The 14,115-nt window shown below is 71.9% G+C and carries 9 protein-coding genes and 2 pseudogenes; 7 read left to right on the forward strand and 4 right to left on the reverse strand.

Annotated features, from left to right (window positions below; all coding sequences use genetic code 11):
* Window positions 1-55: 55 nt before the first annotated feature.
* The 3 genes from HCJ94_RS21755 to mhpA are packed head-to-tail and all read left to right on the forward strand — an operon-like array spanning window position 56 to window position 2,342.
* Complete coding sequence (locus HCJ94_RS21755; protein WP_205801693.1) at window positions 56-481, forward strand: AMP-binding enzyme; 426 nt, start codon at window positions 56-58, stop codon at window positions 479-481.
* Window positions 478-834 carry a DoxX family protein gene (locus HCJ94_RS21760; RefSeq protein ID WP_168002882.1) on the forward strand — a complete coding sequence of 119 codons (357 nt, stop codon included), beginning with the start codon at window positions 478-480 and terminating at the stop codon, window positions 832-834. Before HCJ94_RS21755 ends, HCJ94_RS21760 begins: the two co-directional genes overlap by 4 nt.
* On the forward strand, window positions 831-2,342 hold the full coding sequence (gene mhpA, locus HCJ94_RS21765) for a bifunctional 3-(3-hydroxy-phenyl)propionate/3-hydroxycinnamic acid hydroxylase MhpA (protein WP_168002883.1): 1,512 nt from the start codon (window positions 831-833) through the stop codon (window positions 2,340-2,342). Before HCJ94_RS21760 ends, mhpA begins: the two co-directional genes overlap by 4 nt.
* A gap of 22 nt (window positions 2,343-2,364) precedes the next feature.
* On the opposite strand, the gene HCJ94_RS21770 is transcribed toward mhpA, so the two are convergent.
* On the reverse strand, window positions 2,365-4,704 hold the full coding sequence (locus HCJ94_RS21770; RefSeq protein ID WP_168002884.1) for a heavy metal translocating P-type ATPase: 2,340 nt from the start codon (window positions 4,702-4,704) through the stop codon (window positions 2,365-2,367).
* Window positions 4,705-4,910: 206 nt separating this feature from the next.
* Here HCJ94_RS21770 and HCJ94_RS21775 point away from each other — a divergent pair, with 206 nt between their 5' ends.
* The 3 genes from HCJ94_RS21775 to HCJ94_RS21785 are packed head-to-tail and all read left to right on the forward strand — an operon-like array spanning window position 4,911 to window position 10,517.
* Window positions 4,911-6,665, forward strand: a complete 1,755-nt coding sequence (locus tag HCJ94_RS21775; RefSeq protein ID WP_168002885.1) for an NAD(P)H-dependent oxidoreductase subunit E — start codon at window positions 4,911-4,913, stop codon at window positions 6,663-6,665.
* Complete coding sequence (fdhF, locus tag HCJ94_RS21780) at window positions 6,666-9,398, forward strand: formate dehydrogenase subunit alpha (protein ID WP_168002886.1); 2,733 nt, start codon at window positions 6,666-6,668, stop codon at window positions 9,396-9,398.
* 39 nt (window positions 9,399-9,437) lie between these two features.
* Entirely contained in the window at window positions 9,438-10,517 is a 1,080-nt protein-coding gene (locus HCJ94_RS21785) for an FUSC family protein (RefSeq protein WP_309227375.1), read from the forward strand.
* 157 nt (window positions 10,518-10,674) lie between these two features.
* Here HCJ94_RS21785 and HCJ94_RS21790 read toward each other — a convergent pair whose 3' ends face one another.
* The gene (locus HCJ94_RS21790) at window positions 10,675-10,938 is read right to left on the reverse strand and encodes a hypothetical protein (protein ID WP_205801674.1); all 264 of its coding nucleotides are present in this window, start codon (window positions 10,936-10,938) and stop codon (window positions 10,675-10,677) included.
* A gap of 80 nt (window positions 10,939-11,018) precedes the next feature.
* Window positions 11,019-11,464 (reverse strand): annotated as a pseudogene (locus HCJ94_RS30430) (proton-conducting transporter transmembrane domain-containing protein); the annotation flags it as partial.
* A 92-nt stretch (window positions 11,465-11,556) separates the two neighbouring features.
* On the opposite strand from HCJ94_RS30430, the gene HCJ94_RS21800 reads away from it, so the two are divergent.
* Complete coding sequence (locus tag HCJ94_RS21800) at window positions 11,557-12,729, forward strand: glycoside hydrolase family 3 N-terminal domain-containing protein (RefSeq protein WP_309227376.1); 1,173 nt, start codon at window positions 11,557-11,559, stop codon at window positions 12,727-12,729.
* A gap of 319 nt (window positions 12,730-13,048) precedes the next feature.
* On the opposite strand, the pseudogene HCJ94_RS21805 reads toward HCJ94_RS21800, so the two are convergent.
* A pseudogene (locus HCJ94_RS21805) lies at window positions 13,049-14,115 on the reverse strand (L,D-transpeptidase); the annotation flags it as partial.

A 14,115-nucleotide genomic window follows, 5' to 3' on the forward strand; every position in this document is an offset into this window, starting at 1 on the left:
AGCTGGCCGGACCATACGGCCATCAGCGTCCTGCCCCGCGATCATCGAGGACACCCTGCTTGCCCACCCGCAGGTCGCGGCGGCCAGCGCGGTCGGGCGCCCGGACGTGCACGCCGGCGAGGTGCCGGTCGCCTACGTCACCCTCGCGCCCGGCGCCACCGCCACGGGGGACGACCTGCGGGACTGGGCAAGCGAACGGGTGCCCGACCGCACCGCCGCGCCCAAGACCGTGACGGTCCTCGACGAACTGCCGGTCACCGCCGTCGGCAAGCTCTACAAGCTCGCCCTGCGCCGGGACGCCGCCCGCGCGGAACTCCGTGCCGCGCTCGACCGGATCGCCGGAGTGCAGGACATCGAGGCCGCGATCGAGGGTAGCTCCATCGTGGCCACTGTGAAAGTTCATCCCTCTGCCCAGGAGGAGGCCGTCAAGGAGATCCTGGGCCGATATGCCATTGAATGGCGATTGGTGGTTGTGTCATGACGCTCGCTGCGGCCATCCTCGCGGTGCTGCTCGCGCTGATCTTCTCCGCCCTGGGCACGGCCAAGATCCTGGCCCTGCAACCCATGCGGGCGCTCGCCGCGGAGGCCGGTTTCTCCGTCGCCGCCTACCGCCGCATCGGCCTGCTCGAGGTCGCCGCCGTGATCGGGCTGCTCATCGGCCTGCTCCAGCCGTTGATCGGCGTCCTCGCCGGTGCCGGGCTGCTCCTCCTGCTCGGCGGAGCCCTCGTCGTACACCTGCGCAAGGGCGACGGCCCGCAGAAGTACGCCCCGGCCGTCGTCTGCGGAATCCTGGTCGCGACCTACCTCGTTCTTCAGGTGCTGGCGACGCGATGACAGCGGTTCCGGTCGTGATCATCGGCGCCGGCCCCACCGGGCTGACCGCCGCGACGCTGCTCGCCCAGTACGGCGTCGAGTGCCTGATCCTCGAGCGGTGGGAGTCCGTCTATCCCCTGCCCCGGGCCGTCGCCCTCGACGACGAGGTCCACCGCATTCTGGCCCGCCTCGGGCTCCGGGACGAGTTCGCCGCCATCTCCCGGCCGCACCGGGGTCTACGGCTCGTCGACCGGACGATGCGGGTGCTGGCCGAGTTCTCGCGTGACGTCGGGCCGGGCCGGCACGGCTACCCCCAGGGGAGCATGTTCGACCAGCCGGAGCTGGAGGCGATCCTCCGCCGGAATCTCACGAAGCACGGCAGCGTCACCCTGCGCGGCGGCACCGAGGTCACGGCGCTGGCCCAGGACGCCGACGGCGTACGGCTCGACGTCACCGACACGGCCACCGGCGCGCACGACGTCATCCGCGCGGCGTACGTGCTGGGCTGTGACGGCGCCAACAGCCTGACCCGGACCTCGATCGGCGCCCGCATGCAGGACCTGGGGTTCGCCCAACGTTGGCTCGTCGTCGACGTGGTCACCGAAACCGACCTCGACCAGTGGGAAGGGGTGCACCAGCTCTGCGACCCGGTCCGCGCCGGCACCTACATGCGCGTCGGGGCGACCCGCTACCGCTGGGAATTCCGGCTGGCGCCCGACGAGAGCGCCGACGACTACCGCGACATCACCCGGCTGCATCCGGTGATCTCGCCGTGGACCGGGACGATCCCCGCCACGGAACTGGAGATCGTCCGCGCCGCCGAGTACACCTTCCGCGCCCAGGTCGCCGACCGGTGGCGCGACCGGCGCGTGTTCCTGCTCGGCGACGCCGCCCACCTCACCCCACCGTTCATCGGCCAGGGCATGGGCGCCGGGCTGCGCGACGCGATGAACATCGCGTGGAAACTCGCCGGAGTGCTGCACGGGGCCCTGCCCGAAAACGTCCTGGACACCTACCAGATCGAACGCCGGCACCACGCCCGCTCCATGATCAGGCTGGCGAAGGTGATCGGCACCGCGATGACAGCCGGCGGCCGCGTCGGCGACCTCGTCCGCCGCGCGGTGGCACCACGGCTGCACCTCGTACCCCGTCTCAGGGACCTGGCCGCGGACAGCGAGACACCCGCGCTGCACCGGTCGGCCCTGGTGGTGCGGCCGCGCCTTCGCCGCGGCCTCGCGGGCCGCCTCTGCCCGAACGCCATCCTCGACGACGAGCGCCGGTTCGACGACGTGGCCGCTGGCCGGTTCGCGATCGTCACGTCCACCACGCCGCCCGCCCGCCAACGGGCCGAGGTGGAAGGGCAGGGAGCGGTGCTCATTACCGTCCGCCCGGGAGACGAACTACACCGGTGGCTGACCAGAGGCCGCGTGAACGTGGCGCTCGTCCGGCCCGATGGCACCGTCCTCGACGCTGGCCCCCGGCTTTCGATGCTCTGCACCCACCTGCCTGTCGTCACCAGGATGTCCTGAACGTCGCGTACGCGGATCCGCGTCACCGTGGTGGGGTGTCGGCGGGGTTGAGGGAGAAGAAGTCCTCCTCTTCCTGCGTCAGGTGCAGGCGGAGCACGGCGTCCAACCCGTACAGGGCGGCCAGCAGGTCGGTCACCTCGTCGCGGCGCAGCCGGCCGTCCGGGTGCTGCGCCAGGTGGCCGCCGATCCGGTCCACCAACCGGCTGATCTCCACATGGGCCCGGCTCATCGTCGACGTCGCCTCCTCGCTGCCGAGCGGGCCGGCGAGCGATGGGTAGAGCTGCCGCTCCTCGGCCGCCTCGTGCGGTAGCACCTCGTCGACGAGCCGGCGGTGCACCTCGCGCAGCGCCGGTACGCACTCCGGTGCGTCCGGGCGGGTCGCCACCAGGTCGGCGGTGTCGCGCAGCCGGTCCAGCACGTCGCGGACGCCGGTGTGCTCGCCGGCGTACCGGTCGAGCAGTTCCCGGGTCCGCGGCGGGACGTCCCGGCGGCGCAGGCCGCCCCCGAGGGCGCGCAGCGCGTTGAGGATGACCAGCACGTCGATGCCCTCCTGGAGGAACGCGCCGGCGACCGGAGGCAGCCCACCGAGGGCCGCGACCAGCATGGCGAGGACGGCCAGGGCCATCCCGACGGTCGCGCTCTGCACCGCGATGCGGCGCGCGTACCGGGCGATCTCGACGGCGTCGGCGAGCCGGTCCAGCCGGTCCACGGTGAGCACCGCGTCCGCCACGTCGGCGGAGGCGGTCGCCCCGGTGGCGCCCATCGCCACGCCGACGTGCGCCTCGGCCAGGGCCGGCGCGTCGTTGACGCCGTCGCCGACCATCACGGTGACCGCCTGCCGGGACTCCGCCCGGACCCGGGCCACCTTCTCCTCGGGCGAGCACTGGGCGATCACGTCGTCCACGCCGACGGTCTGCGCCACCTGCCGGGCGGTCCGCGGCCGATCGCCGGTGACCATTACCAGCCGGGTCAGCCCCGCCTCCCGTAGCCGCCGCACCGTCCGCCGGGCGTCGGGGCGGACCGGGTCCTCCAGCAGGATCGCCCCGAGGGGTCGCCGGTCGTCGCTGACCCAGACGGTGGAGCGGCCGGCCAGTTCGGCGCGCTCGCGTACGCGGTGCGCCCACTCGGGCGGCTCGCCGGCGAGCTGGCCGACCCGGACCAGCCGCCCGTCCACCCGGCCGGTCACCCCGCGCCCCGGCTCCTCGGTGACGTCGACCGGCTCGGCGAGCGGCAGCCCCCGCTCGCGGGCCTGTCGGACCAGGGCGGTGGCCAGCACGTGCGGGGAGAGCTGCTCGACGGAGGCGGCCAGCCGCAGCACCTCGTCCCGGTCGCCGCCGGGCGCGACGACCGTCTCGGCGGCACGGGGACGGCCGGCGGTGAGCGTGCCGGTCTTGTCCAGCAGCAGGGTCCGGGCGCGGCCCAGCAGCTCCAGCGACCCGCCGTCGCGGACCAGCACCCCACGCCGGGCGACCCGGGACAGCCCGGAGACGATCGCGATCGGGGTGGCCAGCAGCAGCGGGCAGGGGGTGGCCACCACCAGGACCGCCACCGCCCGGAGGAACTGGCCGGTGAGCAGCCACGCCAGCCCGGCCAGCACCAGGGTGAACGGCACGAACGCGGCGGCGTACCGGTCGGCGAGCCGGACCATCGGGGCCTTGCGTGCGGTGGCCTCCTCGGCCAGCCGGACGATCCCGGCGTACGTGCTCTCCGCCGCGTTCTTGGTTGCCCGCAGCCCGAACCCGGCTCCGGCGTTGACCACGCCGCTGGCCACCTGCTCGCCGACGGCGCGGGTGACCAGCTGCGACTCGCCGGTGACCACCGACTCGTCCAGCGTCGCGGCCTCCTCCACGGTCCCGTCCACCGGCACCACGTCGCCGGGGCCGACCACCAGCCGGTCCCCCACCGCCACCCGGTCCAGCGGCACCACCTCGATACCGCCGTCCGGGCTACGCCGGCGCGCCTGCCGGGGCGCGCGTTCCAGCAGCACGCGCAGGTCGCGGGTGGCCCGGCGCTGGGCGTAGTGCTCCAACGCCTGGCCGGTGGCGACCATCACCGCGATCACCGCGCCGGCCAGGTACTCGCGGACCAGCAGCGTGCCGACCAGCGCCAGCACGGCGACCACGTCGACCCCGAACTGCCGGCGACGAAGCTGCCGCAGCGTCGACCAGACGGCCGGCACCAGCGCGACCAGGGTCACCGCCGCCCAGACCAGCTGGGCCGCGCCCGGCAGCCCGGCGAGCCACAACCCGGCACCGACCAGCACGGCCAGGGTGAGCAGGGTCAGCGGGGCCCACTGCCGCCAGTCCACCGGCTGCCGCCGCACCGACCGCTCCGGCACGCACTCGCGCGGTTCGGCTCCCACCAGCGGATCGTCTCAGCGACCCGGGTCGCCAGACAGGGCAACGAGGGCAATCGGTAACGGGTCGAAGGGCCCGGCGCGAGGGGCGAGTGCTGCTGCCGTCGGGAGGATCTCCATCGCCGAGCCGGCAAGCTGCCTATTTGCCCGTGAACCGCCCTGAAGCAGACGTACGTTTGCCTTTGGATCGGCGGTGCGCGAGGGATGGTGCGATGGGCGAGCCGCGGGAGGCGTTCGTCGAGTTGCAGGACCGTCTGCGCCGGCCGGGCACGGGGATGTTGGATCGGCTTCGGCGGGCGCAGGCCGCGGACGGGCGAGTCGATGCCGAGGATCTGGCGCGGGCGGCGGGCGAGTTCGGCTGGCCGGTGGCGGCCGTGACCGGTTCGGCGACGTACTACGCGGACTTCGCGGAGGGTCGCCGGGGCCGGCGGCACGTGCGGGTGTGCGAGGGAACCTCGTGCTTCGTGAGCAGCCGGGGCGAGCACATCGCGCGGCTGGAGCGGGCGCTGGGCGTGCGGCTGGGCGAACGTGCCGCGGACGGGTCGGTGTCGCTGCAAGGGGTGCGTTGTCTCGGGTACTGCTACGACTCGCCCGCCGTACTCGACGGGGAGCTACCAGCCAGTGGGGAGACTCTGGGCGGGCTGTTCGGTGACCCATTGGCCGCGCAGCGGCGGACGAGGCCCGGTTGGGTCGAGCCGTTGAAGATGCGGGCGGCCGACATACCGTACGTGAGCGCGGTCGATCGGCCAGTGGTGCTAGCCGGGCTGGTCGGCGGCGAGGAACCGTGGGCGGTGTGGCCCAGCGTGGTGGCGACCGGTTCACCGGAGAAGGTGATATCCGAGGTCGCCGCCTCGGGCTTGCGGGGGCGGGGCGGGGCCGGTTTCCCGGTGGCGAAGAAGTGGTCGATGACCGCCGGCGAACCCGCCCCCCGGTACGTGGTGGGCAACGGCGACGAGGGTGATCCCGGCTCGTACGGGGATCGGCTGCTGATGGAACGGGATCCGCATCGGATCCTGGAGGGCCTGGCGCTGGCCGGGTTCGCGGTGGGCGCGCGGCACGGGTTGATCCTCGTGCGCTCGGAGTACCCGACGGCCGCCGAGCGGCTGCGTGCCGCGGTGGTCGAGGCGCGGGAGGCCGGTCACCTGGGCGAGCGGGTGCACGGCTCGCCGGTCGACTTCGACGTGGAGATCGTGGTGGGCGCCGGCTCGTACGTGGCCGGGGAGGAGACGGCGTTGCTGCACGCCCTGGCCGGGCTGCGGGCGGCGGTGCGGGCACGCCCCCCGTACCCGACCAGCCACGGCTTCCTGGGACATCCGACCGCGGTCAACAACGTGGAGACGCTGGCGGCCGTACCGTGGATCGTCCGGCACGGCGGAGCCGCCTACGCACGGCTGGGCCACCCGGACGAGCCCGGCACCAAGCTGGTCTGCCTGAGCCAACGCTTCCGCCGACCCGGCGTGTACGAGGTGGAGTTCGGCGTGCCGCTGCGCCACCTGGTGGAGGAACTCGGTGGCGGGCTGCGCGAGCCGTACCGGCTACGCGCGGTGCAGGTCGGCGGACCGCTCGGCGGCTTCCTCACCCCCAACCAGCTCGACCTGCCGCTGCTGTCCGAACCGCTCGCGGAGGCCGGGGCCGCGTTGGGACACGCAAGCCTCGTCGCGGTCGACTCGACCGTGCCCGGCGTGGCGATCCTGCGACACGCGTGGGCGTTCGGGGCGGCGGAAAGTTGCGGAGCCTGCACACCCTGCCGGGTCGGTACCCGCCGCGGCCTCGAGCTGGTCGAGCGGATCCGGGAACCCGCGCAGGCCGCGGCGGCGCTCGCCGACCACCATCCCCTGCTCGAGGTTTTGGATGTGGCGAGCCTGTGCGCGTTCGGGCGTGGGGTGTCCTGCGCGGTGCGCAGCCTGCTGCGGGTGTACTCCGACGAACTGCACCACACGGCCCCCACCAGCAAGGGGGGCGAGTAGATGCGGTTGTCCGTCGACACCATCCGCGTCGAGGTGGCCTCGGGAGCCACCGTGCTGGACGCCGTGCGGGCGGCCGGGGCCGTGGTGCCGACCCTCTGCTACGACGAGCGGCTCACCCCGCAGGGATCGTGCCGGGTCTGCCTGGTCGGAATCCGGGGGCGGGCCATGCCGGCCTGCACCACACCCGCCGCCGACGGGATGGAGATACGGACCGGCGACGAAACCGCCCGCAGGTCGGCACAGCTCGCCCTGGAACTCCTCGTGTCCCAGCTGCCCGCGCGAGCGCTCGACATCCCCGCCGAGCGCAGCGAGCTGGTCCGCGCCTGCCAGCACTTCGGCCTGACCAGATCCCGGTTCGACGGTGCGACCCGGGATGCGGGCGCCGACCACTCCCACCCGTACGTGAAACTCGACCGGGACCTGTGCATCGCCTGCAGCCGGTGCGTAGGCATGTGCGCCGAGGTGCAGGGCACATTCGCGCTCTCCCTGGCCGGGCGCGGGTTCGAAACCGTCGTCGTGGCCGGCACCGGCGGCCCGTGGGTGACGTCCCCGTGCGTTGCCTGCGGCGGCTGCGTCGACACCTGCCCGAGCGGGGCGCTGTCCGAGCCGGGCCTGGCCGACCCGCGCCCCATCGGCAGGACGACCACCACCACCTGCGGCTACTGCGGGGTGGGCTGCAGCCTGCGGGTGCACGAACGCGACGGGTCCGTCGCCGCGATCACCCCGGCGCACGACGGACCGGTCAACCGCGGCCACGCCTGCGTCAAGGGCCGCTTCGCACACGCCTTCACGCGGTCCCGAGACCGGCTGACCACCCCACTGGTCCGCGACGGCGGCCGGGACTCGCCACTGCGGCCCGCGTCCTGGCAGGAGGCTCTCACCTTCGCGGCGACCCGGCTGGCAGCCATCCGCGACCGCCACGGGCCCGACGCCATCGGCATGATCTCCTCCGCGCGCGCGACCAACGAGGAGAACTACCTCGCCCAGAAATTCGCCCGCGCCGTGCTCGGCACCAACAACATCGACAACTGCTCCCGGCTGTGCCACGCCCCGTCCGCGGTCGGGCTGGCCGCCTCGTTCGGCCACGCCGGCGGCACCAACTCCGTCGACGACCTCGACCACACCGACTGCATCCTCATCGCCGGCGCGAACCCCACCGAGGCCCACCCGGTCATCGGCGCCCGGATCAAACAACTGGTGCTACGCGGCGCACGGCTCATCGTCATCGACCCCCGCCGCATCGACCTCGCCGAGATGGCCGACGTGCACGTCCAGGCCAGACCGGGATCCAACGTCGCCGTCTTCAACGGCATCGCCCGGGTGCTACTCGACGAGGGATACGCCGATCAGGACTTCCTCCGCTCCCGGGCCAGCGGGCTCGCCGAACTCACCGCGCTACTGGCCGACCATCCGCCCGACCGCGCGGCACGGCTCGCCGGCGTCGCGCCGGAGACACTGGTCGCGGCGGCCCGCCTCTACGGGGCGGCACGCCGCCCGGCGATCGTCTACGGCCTCGGCATCACCGAACACGCCCACGGCACCGACGGCGTACGCACCCTGGCAAACCTGGCCATCCTCAAGGGCGCGGTCGGCACCCCCGACTGTTGCGGCGTGCTCTCCATGCGTGGGCAGAACAACGTTCAGGGAGCCTCCGACATGGGCGCGCTGCCGGACATGCTGCCCGGCTACCAGCGCGTCACCGACGCGGGCGTGCGCGCCCGATTCAACCGAGCCTGGCGGGCGGAGGTGCCGGCCCGGCCCGGGCTCCGCATCCTGGACATGTTCGCCTCAGCCATCGCCGGCCGAGTGCGTGCGATGTACGTCATCGGCGAGGACATCGCGCAGACCGATCCGGACAGCGGCAACGTACGCCGGGCACTGGCCGCCTGCGACCTCGTCGTCAACCACGACGTGTTCCTCTCCACCACCGCTGAACACGCCGACGTGGTCTTCCCCGCGGTGCCCTTCCTCGAGAAGGACGGCACCTTCGTCAACTTCGACCGCCGAGTCCAACGGGTCCGCCCGGCGCTGGACCCACCCGGACAGGCCCGCAGCGACTTCGACATCCTGCACCTGCTCGCCCGCGCGATGGGCGCCGACCTCGGCTGCCCCACCCCCGCCGACGCGATGGCCGAATGCGCCACGCTGACCCCCACGTTCGCCGGCATCTCACACGCCCGACTCGACCGGGACGGACCACTGCACTGGCCCTGTCGCAGCCCCGACCAACCCGGCGAAGGGCGGCTCTACCTCGACTCGTTCGCCACGCCCGATGGCCGGGCCGCACTCGCCGCCCGGCCGTACCTGCCGCCCGGCGAGCAAGCCGACACCACCTTCCCGTACGTCCTGATCACCGGGCGCCGGCTGGTGCACTACAACAGCGGATCGATGAGCCGCCGCACCCCCAACCACCAGCTCCGCCCGCACGAAGTGCTCGACCTGCACCCGGACGACGCCGCGCGGCTCGGACTGGCCGACGGCGACCTCGTCGAGGTGACCAGCCGCCGGGCAACCGTCACCTACCCGGTCCACCTGACCGACACAGTGACCCCGGGCCAGCTGTTCACCACCTTCAGCTTCCCCGACACCCCCACCAACGCCCTCACCTCCGACGCCACCGACACCGACACCGGCTGCCCCGAATACAAGATCACCGCGGTCTCCCTGAGCCCGGTCAGAGCCGGACGCCGAGTCGAGAGTCGTCGTCGGACAGCCGACCGCCTTTGGAGGTGAGACGTGCGGGGCCGAGATCGGGATGTGCGGTCAGAGACGGTGCTGCGGGAAACCCGCGAGGCTTACGAGCGGCTGCGCACCTATTCCATCCTCGCGGTTCAAGCAGGCGCGGCAGCCGGTCTGTCCTGGTTCATCGCGGACGACGTGCTGCACAACTCGCAGGCGTTGTTCGCGCCCGCCGCCTCGATCGGCACGATCGCGGCAGCCCTCGGCAATCGGATCAGGCGCGCGGCGGAACTTGTCGCCGGGGTGATCGTGGGAGTGCTGACCGGTCAGTTGATCATCGAGGTCATCGGTTCAGGACCGATCCAAACCGCCCTGATCGTGGCATTCGCGATCTCGTCGGCAGCGGTGATCCGCGGGAGCGGCGCCGTCATGGTGCACGCCGGAAGCACCGCCGTATTGCTGGGAACGTTGTATGCGGAACAATCGGGTCTGGCTCTGGCGCGGACGGTCAACGGGTTGATCGGAGGGTTGACGGCCATCGTCGTGGCGCTGCTGATCCTGCCGGCCAACCCCGTACGCGTCGTACACCGCTCCGCCGGTCCGACGCTGGACATCTTCGCCCGTGATCTCACGGCCATCGCTCAGGCGCTGGCGCAGCGCGACGTTCAACAGGCCGAGGAGGCCTTGCAGCGCCTGGTTGCGGGAGAGGAGGAAAGAAACAAGTCGATCGAGATGGTGGCCGCGGCGGCGGAGATCGCGGTTCTGTCACCCTGGCGGTGGCGACGACTGAAGACCCTGCGCCAGTACCAGCAGGCCTCCCAACACCTGCAATTCGCCTACTCCCACAGCCGCGAACTGGCGCACTGGGCCGTGTCGGCGGTACGGCACCGTGAACCGGTACCGGCCAGCCTTCCAGCGTCGATCGAGCACCTCGGCCAAGCGGTGAGGCTGCTACATCGCGACTTCGTCGCCCGTCGAGAGCCCCACCTCGCGCGTGCGCGGGCGCAACAGGCCATCGAGGAAGTCAACCGTGCCTGCGCCGAACACGTCGGCTTCCGCGGGATGGTCCTCGTTTCGCGGCTGCGACTTGCCATCAGCGAGATGCTTCAAGCATCCGGAGCGCCGAAGGCAGAGGCGAATCAGCAGTCGGGATTGGCAGCCGACGCGGGCTAGACCAGCCATCCATGCCGAGCATGGGGTTCGGCGAGGCCCGGGAATCGGGCGCCTGGAGGCCAGTGTTCCGGCGCGTCGGGCCAGTCGTTGCCGAACAGCACGAGGCGGTGGGTGAGCCAGTCCGACACGTCCGGCCGGCCGGCGCCGCAGTGGCCGATCACAGGCGTGGGCCGCGGGCGACGAAGACGATGCTTGACGTGCCCCGCGCGGTGTCAATCTGGTAGAGGTAGCAGCCCGGCGCCCGCAGCCGGGTGTAGCTCGGGTAATCCTTCCACCCGCCGGACAGCCCCTGGTACGTGTCAACATCGATACGCAGCTCCGGTATGGCGGGATCCTCAAAGGCGAGTGCGTCGGGGCCGTCGATCCGCTTGCCGTGGATCAGCACCAAGCCCGTCACGGTCGGGTCGACCGCCCAGAGCACCTTCGCCCCGCCCCAGGCTTTGTCTCTCCAGTTCTGCGGGTCGCGGTAGTCGAGTACGGCGCCTGGGCCGAGGCCGGCCGGCCTGGCCGGGCCACCAGCAGAGCCGCAGCGAGCCACGGCGCCACCGGCGGCCACGCCCTGCCAGTCGGCGGTCCCGCCGCCCGAGCAGTGCAGCAGTGACTGCGTACGCGGCGATGTTGGTCACCGTGTAACCGGTGAGGTACACGAGCAACGAGGGCAGGGCGAGGTACTGCGGCCGGCCGCGACGTACGAGCAGGAAGCCGACCTGGCTGACGATGGACGCTTGCCACGGCCGCCGCCGCCACCACGACCGGCCACGGTGTGGTCGCCGGCAGCACGCCGACGAACCGGTAGAGCGCCACGAGCGCGCCGATCTTCGGCACGGTCGTCAAGAACGTCGCCGCGAGAGCGGTCGAGCCTTGGGGTCGTGTCCGGCACCCAGAAGTGCGCCGGTACCCCGCCGGCCTTTGAACAACAGCCCGGCGATGACGGCGGCGGCGACGGACGGGTTGCGCCTCCACGCGTCACCGCCCACCGAATGGATGAGGTCAGCCCATGTCGGGGCGCACCGACGCCGGTGCGGCTTAACGTGCGGAGGTGAAGAGCCTGCGTCTGCCCCGCCGGCTGCTGCTCGCCGGAACGGGCTCGGCCGCAGTCGCCGCACTGACCGGTTGCCAGTCCAGGGCGGCCACCTCGCCGACGTCCCGCCCGACGACGCCGTCACCCGGACAGCCTGCGGGAGATGAGACCGCGCTGCGGCGCAAGGTGGCAAGCCTGCTCGTCGTCGGCTTCCGCGGTGAGCGGGTGACCGACCAGGATTGGATCATCAAGGCGGTCAGGGACGGTCTTGGCGGGGTAATCCTGTTCGATCGGGACCTGGAGACGGAGTCGGTGCGCAACATCCGCTCACCCGGCCAGGTCACCGCCCTGGTGAAGGCCCTGAAAGCGGCCTCTCCGGGTCGGCTCATCGTCTCGATCGACCAGGAAGGCGGCCGCACCTCCCGACTCAACCCCAGCAACGGCTTCCCGGCGACCAAGTCGCAGGCCGAGATCGGCGCCCAGAACTCCACAGCCGCGACGCGGGACTGGGCCCGAGGGTTGGTGGACGGCCTCACCAGCATCGGCGTCAACCTCAACTACGCGCCGGTCGTCGACCTGAACGTCAACCCTGAGAGCCGGGCCATCGGCAAACTCGACCGCAGCTTCTCCGCCAACCCCGACGTGGTGGTCAGCAACGCAAGCGAGGAGATCCGCGTTCACCGAGCCGCGGGCGTCAAGACCTCACTCAAGCATTTCCCCGGCTCGGGCAGTGCCGCCGGGAACACCGACTTCGAGGTCGTCGATGTCGGCTCCACCTGGCAGCGACGGGAACTGGAACCGTTCCAACGACTGATCCGGGCCGGGCTCGCGGACTCGGTCATGGCCGCCCACGTGCTCAACAGGCAGCTCGACGCCACTTATCCGGCGTCACTGTCTCCCGCGGTCGTGACGGATCTGCTCCGGGGCAGGCTCGGATGGCAGGGGCCGGTCGTCAGCGACGACATGCAGGCGGTCGCGATCACCCGCCGCTACGGCTCGGAAGAGGCAGTCGGGCTGGCGTTGCGGGCCGGCCTCGACCTTCTCGTCTTCGCCAATCAGCAGGTGTACGACCCGGACGTCGTCGACAAGACGCTGGACACCGTGGTCGGGCTGGTCCGTTCCGGACGGCTGACCGAGGCGCGCATCGACCAGTCCGTCGCCCGAGTCGACACCCTCCGCCCGAAACGCTGACGATCAGCGGAGGACTGCGACTCAGCGAACATCGACAGCGTCAGTAGGGGTGACCTGCCGGCCGCACGTCGCGCTCCGGACTGCTTCCCCCTCAGAGGGACCGGCCGGGATGGCGATCAGAGTGCATAGGGCCGCCGACGAGGACGCCTCGGTTGTCAGAATCGACGCGTGGTGGGGCGGGGTCCTCGCCCCGCTGCTGTCGGTGCCCGCCAACGCGCTACCCGAATCTGGGACCTCGCCTACCCCGCGGCCCGTCTCGGTACGGCGACACGACACGACCGGCCCCACCAAGTGGCGGGCCGGTCGCGCGGACGCCGGGTCAGCCGACGCGGACGGACGGGGCGGGCGCCGGCGACCCACCGGCCACCGCGCCCGGATGTGGCACCTGGGTCGGGGCGGGCCGGAGGCCGGCCGGCACCGGCAACGCGCTGCCCTTGACGAACTCGTCCCAGCTGACGTTCCAGGCCGTCCAGCCGCTACCTTCGGTCAACTGGACCTCGGTGCCCTTGAAGGTGACCAGGTCGCCGACCCGGGTGATGCCCATCAGCCAGTCCGCGGCGGCCGCGGAGATGTTGGTGCAGCCGTGCGAGACGTTGATCTTACCTTGATCGCCCTCCGACCACGGCGCCCCGTGGATGAACTCCCCGCCCCAGGTGAGGCGCTGAGCGTCCTCGACGTCCACCACGTAGCCGCCGTTCGGCTCGCCCCGGGTGTCGAACGTCGTGTACTGATACTTCTCCATGCCATCCTGCCGCTGGAGGTCGGAGTGCTCGGCTTGCCGAGGCTGACCGGGATCTTCCGGATCAGCTTGCCGTCCCGCAGGACCGACATCTGTTTGGTGGCGTTGTCGACCTCCAGCGCCACCTGGCGGCCGATCTTGGAGGTGGCCGTCCGGTCGGCGTCGCCCACGTGCTCCTTGCCGATCGGCAGCCCCTCCAATGCCGACCGGACGCTGATGGTGGTGCCGGGGCGCCAGAAATCGGGGGCGCGGTAATACACCTGGGAACCGTCGGACACCCAGGACCAGGTACCCGGCTGCGGCGGATTCGTCTTCACGAACAAACGGCGCTGCACATCTGCTCTGGCCTCTTTAGGAATGGGCGGGTCGAAGGCGACCGTTACGGGCATCGCCGTGCCGTACGTCTGGTTGCCCCTGAAATACAACGTGCTGGTGATCGCCGGCTTCGTCGGCTTCTGCATGGTCGTGAAGGTGGTCTTGCGGGTGGTGGTCCTCCCCTTGTCGCCGGTCGCGGTCACCTCGGCGGTGTAGGTCCGCTTCGGCTTCAGCGGCGCGCTCGGCACCCACGCCGATCCGTCCTCCCGCGGCTCCGCCTTGACCTCAGCCCCCTTATCATCAGTGATCCGAACGCCGGTGATCCGGCCGCC

Origin of the sequence: Micromonospora thermarum, from assembly GCF_012034245.1 — a bacterium.
Lineage (GTDB): Bacteria > Actinomycetota > Actinomycetes > Mycobacteriales > Micromonosporaceae > Micromonospora > Micromonospora thermarum.

Coding starts and splice junctions, on each gene's coding strand:
- HCJ94_RS21760 (WP_168002882.1), top strand. CDS start 478: ATGACGCTCGCTGCGGCCATCCTCGCGGTGCTGCTCGCGCTGATCTTC.
- mhpA (WP_168002883.1), top strand. CDS start 831: ATGACAGCGGTTCCGGTCGTGATCATCGGCGCCGGCCCCACCGGGCTG.
- HCJ94_RS21775 (WP_168002885.1), top strand. CDS start 4,911: ATGGGCGAGCCGCGGGAGGCGTTCGTCGAGTTGCAGGACCGTCTGCGC.
- fdhF (WP_168002886.1), top strand. CDS start 6,666: ATGCGGTTGTCCGTCGACACCATCCGCGTCGAGGTGGCCTCGGGAGCC.